The organism is Neorhizobium huautlense (assembly GCF_030811685.1).
GTDB classification, from domain to species: Bacteria; Pseudomonadota; Alphaproteobacteria; order Rhizobiales; family Rhizobiaceae; genus Neorhizobium; species Neorhizobium huautlense_A.
On record NZ_JAUSRF010000012.1, the window covers coordinates 25,208 to 41,129 of the forward strand.

The window sequence follows — 15,922 nt, forward strand, 5'->3', positions numbered from 1 at the left end:
GCATGCGCCTTTTGTTTCTCGGTGACATGGTGGGCAAAACCGGACGCACGACCGTCTGGGACAAGCTGCCGGGCCTCGTCTCCGACCTGAAGCTCGATTTCGTCATCGTCAACGGCGAAAACGCCGCCGGCGGTTTCGGTATCACCGAAGACATCTTTCTGGAAACCATCAATGCCGGCGCCGATGTGGTGACGACGGGCAACCATGTCTGGGACCAGAAGGAAGCCGTCAGCTTTTCCGGCCGCCACGACCAGTTCTTGCGCCCGGCGAATTACCCGGCCGGTACGCCCGGCAAGGGTTCGGGTGTGTTTTACGCCCGCAACGGCGCGCGTGTTCTCGTCGCCAACATCATGGGCCGCGTGTTCATGCACCCGGAACTCGACGATCCCTTCAAATCGGCAGAGGCAATCCTCGAGGCCGCGCCGTTGAAGGATCAGGTCGACGTCATCGTGTTCGATTTCCATGCGGAAGCCACCAGCGAAAAGCAGTGCTTTGGTCATTTCGTCGATGGTCGCGCCTCCTTCGTTGTCGGTACGCACACGCATGTGCCGACTGCCGACTATCAGATCCTCAACGGCGGAACGGCCTATATGTCGGATGCCGGCATGTGCGGCGATTACGATTCGTCGCTGGGCATGGAAAAGGAAGAACCGCTCAACCGCTTCATCTCGAAAATGCCGAAAGGCCGTTTCGAGGCGGCCTCCGGCCCGGCCACGCTCTGCGGCGTCGGCGTCGAGATTTCCGATGCAACGGGTCTGGCGGAAAAGATCGAGCCGCTACGGATCGGACCGCGGCTGGCGGAGAATATTCCGAGCTTCTGGCGGTAAGGGTTCGCCGGCGTCTGACTGCAATGACTAAAACGTGACGATCGCCCTGTCATAACCGGCTGGACCGGCCGTCACGCTTCCAGCATCTTTCCTGCATGGACAGCCGCGCAATGCGGCAGAACCGAGCGGGGAGTGGCATGATGCTGCGGACTGTCGCATTCGTTCTTTCCATGGCGGTCACGGCTGCCGCAAACCCGGCATTGGCGCAATCGCCGATCCAGCCGCGCGGCGGCGGCGATGGCCTTCCGGTCAGCCAGTGCCAGGCGATCGCTCAAGCGGTGCCGCGTGCGACCTACGCCAATTTTACCCCATCCACGCCTCTGCCGATCTTGAAGGCACAGGCCGGCAAGGGCCTGGCGATGGCGGACAAGGAACAGGTGAAAATCACCTTTGTCGGCCATTCCACCTATTTTATCGAAACGCCCGGCGGCATCGGCATCGCCACGGATTACAGCGGCGTGCACCAACCCTATCGCCTGCCGGACGTGATCACCATGAACCGGGCGCATTCCACCCATTACACATTGACGCCCGATCCCGGCATAGAGACCGTTCTGCCGGGTTGGAGCGATGTGCCCGGTGAAAAGGCACAGCACAATGTCATGGTCGGCGATGCCTATATCCGTAATGTCGTTTCCGATATCCGCAACTGGGGCGGCGGCATCGAGGAAAACGGCAATTCCATCTTCATCTTCGAAGTGGCGGGTCTGTGTATCGGCCATCTCGGCCATCTGCATTTCGAATTGAACGAACAGCAATATACGGAGATCGGCCGGCTCGACGTGCTGATGGTGCCGGTGGATGGCGGACTGACCATGGGAGGCGACAGCATGAGCCGGGTGGTGCAGCGGCTGCGCTCATCGCTGATTCTGCCCATGCACCGGTTCGGGCCGCCGCTTGATGCGTTTCTCGCCATGTTCGATACGAAATTCGACATCGCTTATGCAAAGGATGACGTGATTTCGGTGTCGATGCGCAGCCTGCCGAAGAAGTCGACGATTTTGGTGCCGAAGGGGCTGTGAGAAGAGGGCTGGCGGCGTCCTCTACTCTCTCCGCCGTCATCCTCGGCCTTGTGCCGAGGATCTGCTGAGCTTCATTATCGGCGTGGTTAGATCCTTGGGACAAGCCCAAGGATGACGGATGTGAGGCCATTTTCCCGTCTTAAGGCAAAAAAAAAGCCGCGAACTCCCGTTCGCAGCTTCCGTTTTCGCTCTCACCAAAACCTGCGGCTTACGCAAACGCCAGATGCTGCTTCACGCCCACTTCCGGCATTTTTTCGTCCGAATAATTCGCCTTGGCGATTTCCCAGCCGAATTTCAGCTTGCTGTCGGTGGAGGCCCAGATGTCGGCGTCATCCACATGCATGGCAATCATCGTCAGTTTCGGATCGGCCTTGCCGTCTTCATACCAGGCAGCGGTAACGCTGCTCCAGTATTCATCGATCTTTGCCGGGTCGTGGCGAAGCTCCAGCGTGCCGCCGAGGCTCGCATGATAATCGTGGTTCTTGCCGACCACGCAGAAATGGCCGCGCGTGCCGGGCTTGATCGATTGCGCCAGATCCGTATCGGTCTTGGTGAAGAACCAGATCGTGTTGGTTTTCGGGTCGGGATGCGGCGCCATCGGCTGCATGTGGCCATACGCACCCTCGATGCCGAGCATGCCGGCATGGATTTCGGCGATCTCGTCCCAGAGCTGGCGGGCGGGGGCTTCGCGTGCTTCGGTCAGGCTTGCCATCGGTATTCTCCTCTTGGTCGGGATCATTTTTCGGTTCGCAGCCAAAAACGACGTTGGCGGCGGCTTTGTTCCTCGAAAAAGGCCGGGAAAGGCGACGGGCCGTGCCGATCCAGCCCCCTTGAACAGCAGCGCCATCGAAACTATAAGGCGGCCATTCCATTACAAATGATGCAGGGGTGCCATGGCTGGCCATTCACAGTTCAAGAACATCATGCACCGCAAGGGCAAGCAGGACGGTATCCGTTCCAAGATGTTCTCCAAGCTCGCGCGCGAAATCACGGTTGCCGCAAAGACGGGTCTGCCCGACCCGGCCATGAACGCGGCACTTCGTCTGGCAGTGCAGAACGCCAAGGCGCAGTCCATGCCGAAGGACAATATCGACCGCGCCATCAAGAAGGCATCGGGCGCCGATGCCGAGACCTATGACGCGATCCGTTACGAAGGTTACGGCCCGGGCGGCACGGCTGTTATCGTCGAAGCGCTGACCGACAACCGCAACCGTACCGCATCGAGCGTGCGCTCGACCTTTTCCAAGGCCGGCGGCGCACTCGGCGAAACCGGTTCGGTGTCTTTCTCCTTCGATCACGTCGGCGAAATCACCTACAAGGCTTCTGTCGGCGATGCGGACAAGGTCATGGAAGCGGCGATCGAAGCCGGCGCCGATGACGTTGTTTCGGACGAAGATGGCCACACGATCTATTGCGGTTTCGAGGACATGAACGAAGTGTCCAAGGCGCTGGAAGGCGTGCTCGGCGAAGCCGAAACCATCAAGGCGATCTGGAAAGCCCAGAACACGATCGAAGTCGACGAAGACAAGGCGCGTTCGATCATGAAACTGATCGAGACGCTGGAAGACGACGATGACGTGCAGAGCGTCTATTCCAACTTCGAAGTTTCCGACGAAGTCATGGCCAAGCTTTCGGCCTGATTTGTCTGAACGTTCAAGCGATTGTTGGAGATCCGAAAGCTCTCGGTCGTCATCCTCGGGCTTGTCCCGAGGATCTGCAAAAGCCGGATATGATCGACGTGGTTAGATCCTCGGCACAAGGCCGAGGATGACGAAATCAATGGTCTCCGGACTTGTCACCATATGTGTAAAACGGGGCCCTTCGGCCCCGTTTTACGTCTCAGGCCTTTACATCCAGATCGCCATCCCGCCAGACGACATGGCGTGGTGATGTCGGCAGGGTCTCGATTTCGTCAGCGATAAAATAGGGCGGGATATCCAGTGCCTTCAGGCTTTCGGTGGTGGCTTTCACCCATTTGAATTCGAGTTCATGCGTATCGATGACTCGGTGGACGATATCGCCTGGATGGAAAGGAAAGCTCTCCGGCAGGTCCATGCGGTAATAGAAGCCGAGTTCGTGCCAGTCCTTTTCCTCGTAATGGAAAAAGTTTTCCACGACCCAGAGCAGCGGGCCGATTTGCGCGGTGACGCCGAGTTCCTCGACCATTTCGCGGGCAAGGGTTTCCTCTGAGGTTTCGCCCATTTCGGCGCGGCCGCCCGGAAAGGTCCAAAACGTTTCGTGCACGGCGCGGTGCACCAGAACATGGCCGTTTCGAAACGCCAGCCCGGCGATGCGCATCTGGAACAGACGGCCGGGCTTGAATTTTTTTCGGATGCGCAGGTCTTGGCTTTTCCTACTCATCTTCAAGGCTCATGCGAAACTGCGCCGCTTCCATTTCCTTCGGCGGTTGCAGGCCCAGATGTTTCCAGGCATTGGCGGTCAGCACGCGGCCGCGCGGGGTGCGCTGGATAAACCCCTGCTGGATCATGTAGGGCTCGATAATGTCCTCGATCGCATCGCGCGGTTCCGACAGGCCGGCGGCGATGGTCTCGATGCCGACGGGGCCGCCGGCAAAGTTGACCGCGATCATGTTGAGATAGCGTTTGTCGAGCTGGTCGAAGCCGGCGTGGTCGACATTGAGGCGCACCAGTGCCTCATCAGCGATTTCCTTGGTCACCGCTTCCGCACGTGCCACCTCGGCAAAGTCGCGCACACGGCGCAGCAGGCGGCCGGCGATGCGCGGCGTGCCACGCGCACGGCGGGCGATTTCGCGGGCGCCGTCATCGGTCATGTTGAGGCCCATCAGCCGGGCGCCACGGCGCACGATGCCTTCCAGCTCTTCGACCGTATAAAAGGACAACCGCACCGGAATGCCGAAACGGTCGCGCAGCGGCGTGGTCAAGAGGCCGATACGGGTGGTGGCGGCGACCAGCGTGAATTTCGACAGGTCGATCTTCACCGAACGCGCCGCCGGGCCTTCGCCGATGATGAGGTCGAGCTGAAAATCCTCCATGGCCGGATAGAGGATTTCCTCGACGGCCGGATTGAGGCGGTGGATTTCGTCGATGAAGAGGACGTCGCGCTCTTCGAGATTGGTCAGAAGGGCCGCCAGATCACCCGCCTTGGCAATGACGGGGCCGGACGTGGAGCGGAAATTGACGCCGAGTTCCTTGGCCATGATCTGCGCCAGCGTCGTTTTGCCGAGACCCGGCGGGCCGACGAACAGGACGTGATCCAGCGCCTCGCCACGGTTTTTCGCCGCTTCGATAAAGATCTTCAGGTTGGCGCGGGCTTCCGCCTGTCCGGTGAATTCGTCCAGCGACTGCGGGCGCAATGCGGTATCGAGGTCTTCGCCCCGCTTTTCCGGCGAGATGAGGCGGGTGTCATCGGTCATGCGAGCAGTTCCATTCCGGGCACGCGATTGGCGGCCTTTTGGTCGAAGGTTTTGATCGATACACAGCCTGCATCGAGTGAGCGGGCCGCGATGAGCGCGTCGGCGAAATCGGCTCGCTCCGTGGTCGCCAACCGCAATGCTTTCACGACAAGGTCATGGTGCTCGATCACCAAACCGCGGGTTTGCAGCAATTTTCCAATGGCTGCCGTGGAAGCCTGCCTGGAGAAACCGAGCCGTGAACGCAGCGCCCAATCGAGTTCGACAATGCCGACAAGCGTCAGGTAAGCGGTGTAATCAACACCGAGCCCCTCTGCAAACCGCAAGGCCGTGCGCCTTTGCGCCGGATCGTCATTCGTCAGCAAGCGGATGACGACGTTGGTATCGAGACCGAGCATGTTCATGCGGCGACATCGGACTTGTCGTCTGCATCGGTATCAAGAACATTGGCTCCTGCCGCACTGACCACCGCTTCGTCAATCTCCTCGAGCGTGGCAGGTCCATTCGGCGGGTCGCCCAGAAGACCAGCGAGATCCTTGAAGTCGATATTCTTCGGCGTGAGGATAACTTCTCCATCCACGACGCTGTAAATCAGTTGATCGCCGGCCCGCAGGTCGAGCGCTTCCCGCATCTCTTTTGGAATGGTCACCTGGCCCTTGGCCGACAATGTCGCTTCCCACACCTTCATTGGATAACTCCTGCACTGTATTCCGAAGAATAACAGATTTTCCGACAGATGCCTATTTGTCGGATTTACCGCGCCAGTTCCTTCAATCCCAGACGGATCAGTTTTGCGCTGTCTGCCCCTTCGCCCGCCGTCTTCATGGCCGCCGCCACCGCATTGGCCGCCTGATCGCGCGAGTAACCGAGATTGGTGAGTGCGGACACCGCATCCGAAACCGGTGCGGAGGCGACACCTTCGCCGAGTTCCTGCTTGAAGCCGATAGTGCCGGCTGCCTCTCCAGCAAAGGCGGGCGCCTTGTTCTTCAGTTCGGTGACAAGCCGCACCGCCACTTTCGGCCCGACGCCCGGCGCGCGCGAAACCGCCGTCTTGTCCTGAAGCGCAATGGCGTTGGCGAGTTCCGACGGGGTGAGGGTGGAGAGCACTGCCAGCGCCACCTTGGAGCCGACGCCCTGCACGCTCTGCAAGAGGTTGAACCATTCGCGTTCCAGCGCCGAGACGAAACCGAACAGTTTCAGCTGGTCTTCGCGCACATAGGTCTCGATGAACAGGATCGCCGCTTCACCGACATTCATGCGCGACAGCGTTCGCGACGAGCAGAAGGCTTCGTAACAGACGCCATGCACGTCGATCAGCACATGGTCGTCGCCGATTTCATCGATAGTGCCTTTGAGCTTGCCGATCATGTGGCTTGTCCTGAAAGAGGGTGGGTGTCGGGTGCGATGATGGACAGCAATGGAAAATAGGTCCGGTATTTTGAAACATCGCGGCTGAGCAGGCGATAACCCCTGATCATCGCATGCGCTCCGATATAGAAATCCGGCAGCGGCGAGCGCCGGTCTCCGCCCGATCGTCGATATTGAAGGAAGGCGTGCCCGGCTGAAAATGCCGCTTCCCAAGGGAGATCCTCACGACGGAAAAGGTTTGTCGCGAGTGCCGCGTCCACCTCTTCACGTGTCGTGTATCCCGCGGCCATTTCCGCATAGATAAGTGGATTGATAAACAGCGGCCCGGCAGCGCCGGCATTCGCCAACTGCGCCATCGACCATTCGGTAAACGCACTCGGCGTGTGGAACACGTCGATCAGCACATTTGTGTCCACGAGCGTTGCCATCGGCTCAGTCCCTCAGCAAGCGATAGAATTCGTCGCCCGTGAGGTCGCCGAGAGACATCGTGCCCTGATGACGCCGAAGATGATCCGTCAGTTCGCGAATATGTCGCTCGCGCTCCCCATGAGATGGTTCGACGCGCCGCAGCACTGCCTCGCCATCGCGCAACTCGAATTCGACCTCGCTTCCAGCCTCGATTCCGAGGTTGGATCGCACGGTCTTCGGGATGGTAACCTGACCTTTTTCCGTAACGCGCATGGTAATACCTCTCAGGTATTACTTATCGAGCCACGTAGAACAAGTCAAGAACAAACTGCTCGCCGGCTACCCCGCCAAAGCCTGCCGCATGCGGTTGCCGCCGCGATTGTGGGCGTGGCAGATGGCGATGGCCAGCGCATCCGCCGCGTCATTGCCCTTGAATTCCACCTTGGGCATCAGGATCTTCAGCATCATGTGGATCTGCTTCTTGTCGCCGTGGCCGACGCCGATGACGGATTTTTTCACCGCGTTCGGTGCGTATTCAGCAACCGGCAGTCCGGCGCGGGCGGGCACCAGCATGGCAATGCCGCGCGCCTGACCAAGCTTCAGCGTCGCCACCGCATCCTTGTTGACAAAAGTCTGTTCGACGGCGGCTTCGTGCGGCTGATAGCTGTGCACCACTTCCGCCAAACCGTCATGCAGCTGGCAGAGGCGCGAGGCGAGATCCATGTCGCCATCCGAGGTTACGGTGCCGGACGCCACGAAGCGCAGCGAATTGCCGAGCGTTTCGATGACGCCCCAGCCGCAGCGGCGAAGCCCCGGATCGATGCCGATGATGCGAATCGTCTGTGTCATGCCGTCCATCCTATCGCGACCGCCGAAAAGCGGCCAGTGAAATGCGAACAAACCAAAAACATGGAGCCTGTTAACGCCCGGTTAATCCTCTTCCAAAGGCGTTTGAAACTTGGCGCGCATATAAGTCGTTGCTGAAATAAATCCCGTCAGAACCTGCGGGAGGAGGAGGTCATGATGACGATAGTGACGCAGTTGCGGGCGCGGCCGGTACAGGTCCTTTCCGTTCTGTTAATACTCAATGCCCTGACCGTTGGCGCCATGATGGCGCATGCGGCCCCGATCGATCTGGATGCCGGGGGCGGGTTGTGGCTTCCGGTTCTCGGTGCCGGGGCATTGCTGGCAACGCTTGCCGCTCTGATTGCCCTGGCCCGGCTGGTGCAGGAACCGATGGACAGGCTGGAAACCGCAGTGCGCTCTCTCAGCGCGGAAGTTGCCCGTGGTGGTGACCCCGCGCCGGGTCTTGGCCTGCCGCTGGCCTCCAGCGGCGATCTGACGGCCTCCACCCGGTCGCTCCATCGGTTGCGGCATGTTCTGTCGGAGCGCAATCGTCGCGCCGAGCAGGAACGGCAGGATCGCCGCAGCATCGATGAACGGCTGACGACGGAACTGCTCAGGCAGACGGTGGAGGACCAGGTTCGCCAGGGCGCCGTTGCCGAACTTGCCGACGGTCTGCGCCGTCTTGCCAATGGCGAACTGGGCCTGCAGCTGGATCTGGCCATGCCGCCGGAATTGGAGCCGGTGCGCATCCATTTCAACCGTGCTTCCGTGATGCTGGCTGAAAGCATGATCGAAAATCTGGGCGGTGACGGTAGCCATGCGGCGATCGTTCGCGATACAGGAATAGCGCTGGAAGCCAGCACCGAACTCGCCAAGCAAGGCGCCGATCAGGCCAGCGGCATCGTGGAACTGCGCCGTTCTGCCTCCATGCTTGCTCATGGCGCGGCGGCGCGGGCTGGAGAAGCGCAGGAACTGGCGGCGCTGACGGCGTGGGTCCGCACGGAAATCATGCAATGTGCTCAGGCGGTCACGGCTGCCAAAAGTGCCGTCGATATCGCTGCCAAAACCTCAGCCGAGGTGAATGCAACGGCCGAGACAGTTCATAACCTCTTTCGCGATACGGGTTTTGCCTCGCTCAACCTCGGCATTGCGGCTGTTCAGTCCGCTGAGGGGGGCAAGGATATCGCCACCCTGCTGGAAGAGGTGAGGGCACTGGCCGATCGGGCGGCGCGGGCCGCCGGCAAGCTTTCGGGCATGACCATGCCGGGTGTCGCCAAGGCACATTCGGCGACTGCGGCGATCGAAAAATCCCAAGGCGATCTAGAGGCGCTTGGCCAGCAGATGGAGGCCATCGAGGATCGTGCGGCGATGCTTGCCCGCGCCGGCCACGAGGATGCGACTGTCATCGGCGAGGTCGAACTGGTGGCGCGTGAACTGGAAGCGGGCGCACGTGGCCATGCCGGTGTGGTGGAAAAGACGGTGCTTGCCATGAGCGCCCTGTCGCGCAGCCTCGGCCGCATGGAACTGAAACTTGGCCTGTTCAACCCGCCTGTTCCGTCGCTCCCGACATTCCCGCCCATGCCGGCGCCTGCCAACACGTCGCGGCCATCCGGCCCGCGACCTTATCTTCGCCGCGTCAAATAGTCGCCGCGCAAGACGGTGTTTTCGGCACCGGCTTGTGTCGAAAATCAATTCGGGGGCCTTAGCATCTGCGCTATGGCTTCCTACATGGGAGATGCGGTGGATCATCGTCCGCCGCATTTTCATGTTCGCCAGCAGGATTTCATCATGATCCCTTTTTCCATTCTCGACCTTTCGCCGATCGGCGAGGGCAAGACAGCAACCGAGGCTCTCGACGAGTCGCGCCGGCTGGCCATCAAGGCCGAGGATCAGGGGTATAATCGCGTCTGGCTGGCCGAACATCACGGCATGCCAGGCATTGCAAGTGCGGCCACGGCTGTCGTTATCGGCCATATCGGGCAGGCGACCAAACGTATCCGTATCGGCTCCGGCGGCATCATGTTGCCCAACCATTCGCCATTGGTGATTGCCGAACAGTTCGGCACGCTGGAAGCGCTGTTTCCGGGCCGTGTCGATCTCGGCCTTGGCCGCGCGCCCGGCACCGACATGCGCACCGCGCAGGCGCTTCGCCGCAACATGGATGCCGGCGTCGATAATTTCCCGAACGACATTCTCGAACTGCAGCACCTTTTCAGCTCGCCGCTGGAAAACCAGGCTATCCTTGCCATTCCGGGTGTGGAATCGAATGTGCCGGTCTGGCTGCTCGGCTCCAGCGTCTACAGCGCGCATCTAGCGGCAGCGCTTGGCCTGCCTTATGCCTTTGCCTCGCATTTTGCCCCGGACATGCTGTTCGAGGCGCTGCATATCTATCGTGAACGGTTCCAGCCGTCCGCAACGCTCGACAAGCCTTATGTCATGGTCGGCGTCATGGGTGTGGGTGCGGAAACCGACGAGGAGGCGAAACGCCATTTCACCTCGTCGCAGCAGCAGTTCGTCAACCTGCGCAAGAATATCCGAACCAAGTTCCCGAAGCCTGTGGACAGCATGGAAGGCCACTGGACGCAAGTCGAGCAGATCAATGTCGAGCATACGCTGCGTTTCGCCGCCGTCGGTTCGGCTGCGACGCTGGAAAAACAGTTGGGTGCGTTCCTTGCCGATACCGCTGCGGACGAACTGATCGTCTCCATGCCGATCCACGATATCGATGCACGGCTGCGCTCGGTGGAGATTTTTGCCGGTCTTTCGATGATGAAAAAAGTCGTCGATTGATTTAGCGAGGCCTCATCTTCGTCAGGCCCCGGTCGGAACAATCCCGGCCGGGGCCTGTTTCGTCTCCAGAATGAAAGGAGGCGAAAGATGAAAAAACTCCGTGCCGGAAGCCAGGTCGAATGGACCTGGGGCGCCCATCAGGCCGAAGGCAAGGTAGAGAAGACCTTCACTGATGATGTCAGCTGCAAGATCAATGGCAAGGTGATCAAGCGAAAGGCGGATAACCAGGAGCCGGCGCTGCTGATCCGCCAGAAGGATGGCGGCAAGGTTCTGAAAAGCCGCTCGGAAGTGAGGCCCGCCCATGACTGACAGGCAGGGACGCGCGAATCTGCAATATATTCCACCCGAACCGGTGTCGCAGGCCGCCCGCAAGGGGCTGGCGCTCCGGCAGAAATTTCACCGTGGTGGTACGATGGTGGGGGTGGCGCGGGCCTGTGATCTCCAGGACCGCAAACCGTTGTCGGATGACGTGATGAAGCGCATGGCGGCCTTTTTTGCCCGTCACAACATCGACAAGCGCGCCAGAAATTTCGGCAATGATGATGATCCGTCGGCCGGTTATGTCGCGTGGCTGATGTGGGGTGGCGATGCGGGCAAGACTTGGGTGGAAGGGCAGCGGCAGTCGCGAAGACGCAGGCCGGTGAACCCGCATTAGCGGTGAAAAAAGCCGCTCGTTTGAGCGAGGGCACGCATTGTCTGCTTAAGTCGTGCGCGCCCGCCCGGTTGCCAGCCGAGTGTTTTGAGACGTGTCTTGTCCATCACGTTCACCGATGTTTGATCTGCCGGTGCGGGCAGGGGATGCGACAGGCCGGTCTCCTGTGCATACAGTGACAGGATTTCGTGTGTGTCGGTGACGATGTCGGACAGGTTGAAGGCTTTGCCGTTCACCGTGTCGGCATCCTGTTCCATCAGCAGCAGCATTGCCGCCGCCAGATCGTCACCATGCACTTCGCTGCCGGCCCGCGATGCGACCGGCTTTCCATTGCGAAAATCTTCGAACATTGCATCCCATTTGTTGGGGCGATGATGGCCGTAAACGCCGGTGGCGCGCAGGCTGGTGGTGATGAAAGTGCTGGAAGAAAGGTTGCCAAGTGCCTGTTCCGACTCACGCTTGATCCGGCCGTAGAGACTGTCTGGCGAGAGGGGCATATCCTCTGTCAGTACCGTTCCGGGTGGCAGGCCATCATAGACCGCGCGGCTGGAAAGAAAGATGCAGCGTTTGACACCGGCGGCCTTGGCTTCCTCGAACAGCTTGACGCTGCCTTCGTGATTGAGACGTCTGAACCGCGCCGGATCATTGCCTTCGCCGCCGCGATAACGGCCGGGCAGGTGGTCGAAGGCGAGGTGGATGAAGGTATCGATGTCGGCGAATTGTTCGCGCTGGTCCAGTGTGGGGTCGAGGGTGAGGGGAATGAAGGATCGTGATGATTGGTCTGCACCAGCGCTGTTTGCTCCCAATGATCTCCCCCCTTGAGGGGAGATCGGCAAGGACCGGCCGCCCAACGTCACCTCATGCCCGGCACCAATCAACCCATCAACGACATATCGTCCGACAAGCCCCGTTCCGCCGGAGATCAGCACCTTCATTTCGGCTGATCCGTCGGGTTCGCGAGCGTCGAAATATCCGGCACCTCGCGGCCTTCGTGAAAAGCATGCCACAGGTCGATCAGAGGCCGCAGTTTGTCCGCCTTCGGATGATCCGTCTCCCACGGCTTTTCATACTGGTAATGCAGCACGCCGATGCTCTTCCAATTCCACAATTCCGGCATGGCGAACCACACATATTGCAGCATGTTCATCGTCACCGGCAGGCCGTGCCAGTCGGGAAAAAAGTGTTCGAGAAAGGTCTGGTCGGTGCGTCGCCAGAAGGCGTCCGGCACGTCCAGCGCTTCCAGCATGGCGTCAAATGTTTCGAGCGATGGTTTGGCGACAAACACGCCGGAATTCATGCGATGGAAATCGCCAATCCCTTCATAGACATTTGGCGCAGCGCAGAATTCAGGATAGGCAAACAGCTTGTCGATATTCTTGAGGACCAGCGCATCGGCGTCGATGAAAACGATGCGTTCGTATTGCGTCATCTGCCACAGGCGCAGCTTGCAGAAATTGTCGAGCGGCGTGTGAAATTCCGGCTTGCGGCCCTTTTTGAAAGGGGCGGCACCATGCAGGTTTTTTCGCGCATGGCGTTCGTTGAAGGTATCGGAGAGTGGTAGGTGTTCGACCATCACTAGTCGGCAGCCGAGCGCGCGCAAGGTCAGCAGTTCGAAATCGGCAACCGCTTGCGTATGCAGCACGACGATGTCCGCTTCGCTGCCGGTGCGCAGGATGGAGCGGGCGAGCGCGGTTGCGCCCATGGCGTAATCGGCATTGGTGACGAGCGTGACGAAGGCGTGGTTCATGGTGTGGCGATGGCTCCTTCATAACGCCGCCGTCGTCATCCTCGGGCTTGTCCCGAGGATCTACCGCCGTCGATTATTCTTAGGCGTACTTAGATCCTCGGGACAAGCCCGAGGATGACGGAGAACAAAGTGTCAGGCAGCACCAGCGGCACTGCCTCGAATAAAACCTTACGAAACCGACTTCAGTCGCTTGCCTTCCGGATCATGCTCGATCTTGGCGGCAATGTCCTTGGTCCATGCGGAAACGGCCGGAACGCGTGTGCGATCAACACGATAGGCGTATTTCTTCGCAACATCGACGATCTCTGCCAGCAGGCCTTCGCCAAGCGTGGTCGGCTTCAGGCCGAGGCCCATGAACTTGTCGTTCTTCACGACCAGATCGTTTTCCGGGGCTTCCTTGCGCGGATTGGGCAGCCAGGCGATTTCGGTGCCGCTCATTTTCGAAATCATTTCGGCCAGATCGCGCACCCGGTGGGTTTCGGTCATCTGGTTAAAGATCTCGACACGGCTGTTTTTCGCCGGCGGATTGTTCAGCGCGATCTCGATGCAGCGCACCGAATCCTGAATGTGGATGAAGGCGCGCGTCTGGCCGCCGACGCCGTGTACGGTGAGCGGATAACCGATCGCTGCCTGAATGAGAAAACGGTTGAGCACCGTGCCGTAATCGCCGTCATAGTCGAAACGGTTGATCAGTTGCTCGTGGCGGCGGGTCTGCTGTGTATGCGTGCCCCAGACGATGCCCTGGTGCAGGTCGGTGATACGAAGACCGTCGTTCTTGGCGTAGAAGGCAAACAGCTGCTGATCGAGCACCTTGGTCATGTGGTAGATCGAGCCGGGATTGCCGGGATAGAGGATTTCCTGTGAAACCGTGCGGCCGTCCATCGTCTCGATGCCGACCGGCAGATAACCTTCCGGGATCGCCGCGCCGACGGTCGAATAACCGTAAACGCCCATCGTGCCGAGATGCACGAGATGTGCGTCGAGCTCGAGCTCGACCAGCGCGTTCAGCACGTTATGCGTGGCGTTGACGTTGTTGTTGACGGTATAATTTTTGTGGCGGTCGGACTTCATCGAATAGGGCGCGGCGCGCTGTTCGGCGAAATGCACGATGGCGTCCGGGCGGTTTTTCGCCAGCCATCCCTTGAGCAGCTCGTAATCCTTGGCGATGTCGATCAGGTTGAAATGGATGCGGCGGCCCGTCTCATTGTGCCAGATGCGCGTACGTTCCTGAATGCTGTCCATCGGCGTCAAGGACTGTACGCCAAGTTCGGTATCGATCCAGCGGCGGGAAAGGTTGTCGAGGATATGGACGTCGTGTCCGGCTTCCGACAGGTGAAGGCAAGTCGGCCAGCCGACAAATCCGTCGCCGCCCAGAACTGCAATCTTCATGATGATGTCTCCGCTGGTTTTGACAAAAAATCCTGATAGGGAAGTTTCGTGACAGGCAATAAGGCGTGATGTGTTGTCCCTCCCTTATGAAGGGCGCAACATGAAAATTCCAAGGCATATCCATGACTGAGCACAGTTTTTCGCTTTCAGGCGAACTTATCGAAAACGGTCACCGTCTGGTGCAGCGGGTCTATTACGAGGACACGGATTTTTCCGGTCTGATCTATCACGCCCGTTATCTGCATTTTCTGGAGCGCGGCCGGTCAGACTATCTGCGCTGTCTCGGTTGCGAGCAAAGCCAGTTGATCGCGGTTGATGACGAGGGGCTGGTTTTTGTCGTCCACCGCATGGAGATCGACTTCAAACAGCCGGCCCGCATGGATGACGTGATCACCATCCAGACGATCACGGAAAAGGCCGGTGGCGCGAAAATGGTGCTGAACCAGGAGATCCGCCGTGGCGATACGCTGCTGATTTCGGCCAAGGTGGTGATTGCGGTGATCAACAAGCATGGCCGCCCGAGACGCTTGCCGGAGACGATTGCGGAGAAGTTTTTGGGGAAGGCGGAGTAGGGGCGGTTTCCGATTAATTTCAAGGCTTTGGTGGTGGCCATTTCCGGGCGGTATGAAGCAGACGCAGCACGCGGATGTGATCAGCTTCAATATCGTAGATGATCATGTAATGGGGATGTACGACGAACTCTCGCGTGCCCGCAATGCGCCCGGGTCGCCCTAACTTGGGATGTAACGCGAGATGCGAAAGGTGCTTCTCTATGCTCGCATCCATGGTCATCGCTGCTGACGGATTTTCAGCTTCAATAAAATCATAGACATCGTCACGGTCTTTGCTTCCGAGCGGTGTCCAGATGATTTTCATCTCATCTCGCCAATTTTGCGAAGCGTCTGTTCCCGCCGTTCTGCGAAATGTCTCTCAACCTCTTCGGACGAGATCACATTGCCGGCATCTGCTTGGGCGATGCCTTCCTCGACCTGCTGCCGGAACCACGCATCGTAGCCGGGATCGGCTTCGCGTTCGATCACGAAATCATGCATAAACTGACGAAGGAGTTCGTCGCCGGTCGTGTCTTGCGCCTTTGCGGCGTCGTTAAACGCGGTCATGAGGTCGCCATCGACTGCGAAGGTAAAGGTCTTGTCCACCATCGGTTTCCCCGCCGGATACGTCTGGTCGGCATGATAACATCGACGTTGACGAAAGCACAGATGCCGCTTGCTCATCCTCGGTGCGTACCTTTGCCCGTAACCCTTTCTTAACGATAATCATGTCTTACTAAGGCGTGAGGAATTTGTGCGATGCACGCCTTCCTTTGACCAAATTTCAAGGCGAGAAGCCATCTGAAAACCTAGGGTATCTGGGGTCAGTCGGTTTCTTTAGCGAACAGACACATACTCGCGAGAGCGCGCTTTTGAACCCGCCCGGTCTTTTAAACGAGCCGGGCGTTTGGATTCGGGGATTGAGAATTAG

General features: G+C 59.3%; 22 protein-coding genes. 8 read left to right on the forward strand and 14 right to left on the reverse strand.

Going from position 1 to position 15,922, the window contains the following annotated elements; translation table 11 throughout:
- The first annotated feature begins 2 nt into the window (after window positions 1-2).
- Complete coding sequence (locus J2T09_RS17665) at window positions 3-827, forward strand: TIGR00282 family metallophosphoesterase (protein ID WP_306837056.1); 825 nt, start codon at window positions 3-5, stop codon at window positions 825-827.
- Between the two features lie 137 nt (window positions 828-964).
- Window positions 965-1,849 carry an MBL fold metallo-hydrolase gene (locus J2T09_RS17670; protein ID WP_306837058.1) on the forward strand — a complete coding sequence of 295 codons (885 nt, stop codon included), beginning with the start codon at window positions 965-967 and terminating at the stop codon, window positions 1,847-1,849.
- Between the two features lie 208 nt (window positions 1,850-2,057).
- On the opposite strand, the gene J2T09_RS17675 is transcribed toward J2T09_RS17670, so the two are convergent.
- Window positions 2,058-2,561 carry a pyridoxamine 5'-phosphate oxidase family protein gene (locus J2T09_RS17675; protein WP_306837060.1) on the reverse strand — a complete coding sequence of 168 codons (504 nt, stop codon included), beginning with the start codon at window positions 2,559-2,561 and terminating at the stop codon, window positions 2,058-2,060.
- A gap of 181 nt (window positions 2,562-2,742) precedes the next feature.
- Between J2T09_RS17675 and J2T09_RS17680 the strand changes: the two genes are divergently transcribed.
- Window positions 2,743-3,489: a YebC/PmpR family DNA-binding transcriptional regulator gene (locus J2T09_RS17680; protein ID WP_306837061.1), complete on the forward strand. Its 747-nt coding sequence runs from the start codon at window positions 2,743-2,745 to the stop codon at window positions 3,487-3,489.
- A 199-nt stretch (window positions 3,490-3,688) separates the two neighbouring features.
- Here the strand turns inward: J2T09_RS17680 and J2T09_RS17685 are convergent, their stop codons facing one another.
- The 8 genes from J2T09_RS17685 to ruvC form a co-directional block, all read right to left on the reverse strand.
- On the reverse strand, window positions 3,689-4,210 hold the full coding sequence (locus J2T09_RS17685) for an NUDIX hydrolase (protein ID WP_306837063.1): 522 nt from the start codon (window positions 4,208-4,210) through the stop codon (window positions 3,689-3,691).
- A complete protein-coding gene (ruvB, locus tag J2T09_RS17690) occupies window positions 4,203-5,243 on the reverse strand; it encodes a Holliday junction branch migration DNA helicase RuvB (RefSeq protein ID WP_306837065.1) in 1,041 nt (346 codons plus the stop codon). Before ruvB ends, J2T09_RS17685 begins: the two co-directional genes overlap by 8 nt.
- Window positions 5,240-5,644 carry a PIN domain-containing protein gene (locus J2T09_RS17695; protein WP_306837067.1) on the reverse strand — a complete coding sequence of 135 codons (405 nt, stop codon included), beginning with the start codon at window positions 5,642-5,644 and terminating at the stop codon, window positions 5,240-5,242. The genes ruvB and J2T09_RS17695 overlap by 4 nt, the downstream gene beginning before the upstream one ends.
- The gene (locus J2T09_RS17700; protein WP_306837068.1) at window positions 5,641-5,928 is read right to left on the reverse strand and encodes an AbrB/MazE/SpoVT family DNA-binding domain-containing protein; all 288 of its coding nucleotides are present in this window, start codon (window positions 5,926-5,928) and stop codon (window positions 5,641-5,643) included. The genes J2T09_RS17695 and J2T09_RS17700 overlap by 4 nt, the downstream gene beginning before the upstream one ends.
- A 65-nt stretch (window positions 5,929-5,993) precedes the next feature.
- The gene (gene ruvA / locus J2T09_RS17705) at window positions 5,994-6,608 is read right to left on the reverse strand and encodes a Holliday junction branch migration protein RuvA (RefSeq protein ID WP_306837070.1); all 615 of its coding nucleotides are present in this window, start codon (window positions 6,606-6,608) and stop codon (window positions 5,994-5,996) included.
- Complete coding sequence (locus tag J2T09_RS17710) at window positions 6,605-7,036, reverse strand: type II toxin-antitoxin system VapC family toxin (protein ID WP_306837072.1); 432 nt, start codon at window positions 7,034-7,036, stop codon at window positions 6,605-6,607. The genes ruvA and J2T09_RS17710 overlap by 4 nt, the downstream gene beginning before the upstream one ends.
- Window positions 7,037-7,040: 4 nt before the next feature.
- Entirely contained in the window at window positions 7,041-7,289 is a 249-nt protein-coding gene (locus J2T09_RS17715) for an AbrB/MazE/SpoVT family DNA-binding domain-containing protein (protein ID WP_306837073.1), read from the reverse strand.
- A gap of 66 nt (window positions 7,290-7,355) precedes the next feature.
- Entirely contained in the window at window positions 7,356-7,865 is a 510-nt protein-coding gene (gene ruvC, locus J2T09_RS17720; protein ID WP_306837075.1) for a crossover junction endodeoxyribonuclease RuvC, read from the reverse strand.
- A 171-nt stretch (window positions 7,866-8,036) separates the two neighbouring features.
- On the opposite strand from ruvC, the gene J2T09_RS17725 reads away from it, so the two are divergent.
- The 4 genes from J2T09_RS17725 (at window position 8,037) to J2T09_RS17740 (ending at window position 11,307) form a co-directional block, all read left to right on the forward strand.
- Window positions 8,037-9,506 (forward strand): hypothetical protein, encoded by a 1,470-nt coding sequence (locus tag J2T09_RS17725; RefSeq protein WP_306837077.1) that lies wholly within the window; start codon window positions 8,037-8,039, stop codon window positions 9,504-9,506.
- Between the two features lie 144 nt (window positions 9,507-9,650).
- Window positions 9,651-10,652: an LLM class flavin-dependent oxidoreductase gene (locus tag J2T09_RS17730; RefSeq protein WP_306837079.1), complete on the forward strand. Its 1,002-nt coding sequence runs from the start codon at window positions 9,651-9,653 to the stop codon at window positions 10,650-10,652.
- 87 nt (window positions 10,653-10,739) lie between these two features.
- Window positions 10,740-10,961 carry a hypervirulence associated TUDOR domain-containing protein gene (locus tag J2T09_RS17735; protein ID WP_306837081.1) on the forward strand — a complete coding sequence of 74 codons (222 nt, stop codon included), beginning with the start codon at window positions 10,740-10,742 and terminating at the stop codon, window positions 10,959-10,961.
- The gene (locus J2T09_RS17740; protein WP_306837083.1) at window positions 10,954-11,307 is read left to right on the forward strand and encodes a hypothetical protein; all 354 of its coding nucleotides are present in this window, start codon (window positions 10,954-10,956) and stop codon (window positions 11,305-11,307) included. Before J2T09_RS17735 ends, J2T09_RS17740 begins: the two co-directional genes overlap by 8 nt.
- Here J2T09_RS17740 and J2T09_RS17745 read toward each other — a convergent pair.
- The 3 genes from J2T09_RS17745 to J2T09_RS17755 form a co-directional block, all read right to left on the reverse strand.
- Window positions 11,304-12,239 carry an NAD-dependent epimerase/dehydratase family protein gene (locus tag J2T09_RS17745; protein ID WP_306837085.1) on the reverse strand — a complete coding sequence of 312 codons (936 nt, stop codon included), beginning with the start codon at window positions 12,237-12,239 and terminating at the stop codon, window positions 11,304-11,306. The two genes, J2T09_RS17740 and J2T09_RS17745, sit on opposite strands and share 4 nt — an antisense overlap.
- On the reverse strand, window positions 12,236-13,051 hold the full coding sequence (locus J2T09_RS17750; protein WP_306837087.1) for a glycosyltransferase: 816 nt from the start codon (window positions 13,049-13,051) through the stop codon (window positions 12,236-12,238). Before J2T09_RS17750 ends, J2T09_RS17745 begins: the two co-directional genes overlap by 4 nt.
- Window positions 13,052-13,219: 168 nt before the next feature.
- Window positions 13,220-14,440 (reverse strand): NAD-dependent epimerase/dehydratase family protein, encoded by a 1,221-nt coding sequence (locus tag J2T09_RS17755; protein WP_306837089.1) that lies wholly within the window; start codon window positions 14,438-14,440, stop codon window positions 13,220-13,222.
- Window positions 14,441-14,562: 122 nt separating this feature from the next.
- Between J2T09_RS17755 and ybgC the strand changes: the two genes are divergently transcribed.
- Complete coding sequence (gene ybgC, locus J2T09_RS17760; RefSeq protein WP_306837091.1) at window positions 14,563-15,012, forward strand: tol-pal system-associated acyl-CoA thioesterase; 450 nt, start codon at window positions 14,563-14,565, stop codon at window positions 15,010-15,012.
- A gap of 19 nt (window positions 15,013-15,031) precedes the next feature.
- On the opposite strand, the gene J2T09_RS17765 is transcribed toward ybgC, so the two are convergent.
- A complete protein-coding gene (locus J2T09_RS17765; protein WP_306837092.1) occupies window positions 15,032-15,316 on the reverse strand; it encodes a type II toxin-antitoxin system RelE/ParE family toxin in 285 nt (94 codons plus the stop codon).
- Window positions 15,313-15,600, reverse strand: coding sequence for a CopG family ribbon-helix-helix protein (locus tag J2T09_RS17770; RefSeq protein WP_306837095.1), 288 nt, complete (start codon window positions 15,598-15,600; stop codon window positions 15,313-15,315). Before J2T09_RS17770 ends, J2T09_RS17765 begins: the two co-directional genes overlap by 4 nt.
- Window positions 15,601-15,922: the final 322 nt, after the last annotated feature.

Bases quoted from the DNA above. Each gene is read 5' to 3' on its own strand.
- J2T09_RS17680 (WP_306837061.1), top strand. From the start codon at position 2,743: ATGGCTGGCCATTCACAGTTCAAGAACATCATGCACCGCAAGGGCAAG.
- J2T09_RS17710 (WP_306837072.1), bottom strand. From the start codon at position 7,036: ATGGCAACGCTCGTGGACACAAATGTGCTGATCGACGTGTTCCACACG.
- J2T09_RS17725 (WP_306837077.1), top strand. From the start codon at position 8,037: ATGATGACGATAGTGACGCAGTTGCGGGCGCGGCCGGTACAGGTCCTT.
- J2T09_RS17750 (WP_306837087.1), bottom strand. From the start codon at position 13,051: ATGAACCACGCCTTCGTCACGCTCGTCACCAATGCCGATTACGCCATG.
- J2T09_RS17715 (WP_306837073.1), bottom strand. From the start codon at position 7,289: ATGCGCGTTACGGAAAAAGGTCAGGTTACCATCCCGAAGACCGTGCGA.
- J2T09_RS17675 (WP_306837060.1), bottom strand. From the start codon at position 2,561: ATGGCAAGCCTGACCGAAGCACGCGAAGCCCCCGCCCGCCAGCTCTGG.
- J2T09_RS17730 (WP_306837079.1), top strand. From the start codon at position 9,651: ATGATCCCTTTTTCCATTCTCGACCTTTCGCCGATCGGCGAGGGCAAG.
- J2T09_RS17770 (WP_306837095.1), bottom strand. From the start codon at position 15,600: ATGGTGGACAAGACCTTTACCTTCGCAGTCGATGGCGACCTCATGACC.
- J2T09_RS17665 (WP_306837056.1), top strand. From the start codon at position 3: ATGCGCCTTTTGTTTCTCGGTGACATGGTGGGCAAAACCGGACGCACG.
- ruvC (WP_306837075.1), bottom strand. From the start codon at position 7,865: ATGACACAGACGATTCGCATCATCGGCATCGATCCGGGGCTTCGCCGC.
- J2T09_RS17700 (WP_306837068.1), bottom strand. From the start codon at position 5,928: ATGAAGGTGTGGGAAGCGACATTGTCGGCCAAGGGCCAGGTGACCATT.
- J2T09_RS17735 (WP_306837081.1), top strand. From the start codon at position 10,740: ATGAAAAAACTCCGTGCCGGAAGCCAGGTCGAATGGACCTGGGGCGCC.
- J2T09_RS17745 (WP_306837085.1), bottom strand. From the start codon at position 12,239: ATGAAGGTGCTGATCTCCGGCGGAACGGGGCTTGTCGGACGATATGTC.
- J2T09_RS17765 (WP_306837092.1), bottom strand. From the start codon at position 15,316: ATGAAAATCATCTGGACACCGCTCGGAAGCAAAGACCGTGACGATGTC.
- ruvB (WP_306837065.1), bottom strand. From the start codon at position 5,243: ATGACCGATGACACCCGCCTCATCTCGCCGGAAAAGCGGGGCGAAGAC.
- J2T09_RS17670 (WP_306837058.1), top strand. From the start codon at position 965: ATGATGCTGCGGACTGTCGCATTCGTTCTTTCCATGGCGGTCACGGCT.
- ruvA (WP_306837070.1), bottom strand. From the start codon at position 6,608: ATGATCGGCAAGCTCAAAGGCACTATCGATGAAATCGGCGACGACCAT.
- J2T09_RS17740 (WP_306837083.1), top strand. From the start codon at position 10,954: ATGACTGACAGGCAGGGACGCGCGAATCTGCAATATATTCCACCCGAA.
- J2T09_RS17695 (WP_306837067.1), bottom strand. From the start codon at position 5,644: ATGAACATGCTCGGTCTCGATACCAACGTCGTCATCCGCTTGCTGACG.
- ybgC (WP_306837091.1), top strand. From the start codon at position 14,563: ATGACTGAGCACAGTTTTTCGCTTTCAGGCGAACTTATCGAAAACGGT.
- J2T09_RS17685 (WP_306837063.1), bottom strand. From the start codon at position 4,210: ATGAGTAGGAAAAGCCAAGACCTGCGCATCCGAAAAAAATTCAAGCCC.
- J2T09_RS17755 (WP_306837089.1), bottom strand. From the start codon at position 14,440: ATGAAGATTGCAGTTCTGGGCGGCGACGGATTTGTCGGCTGGCCGACT.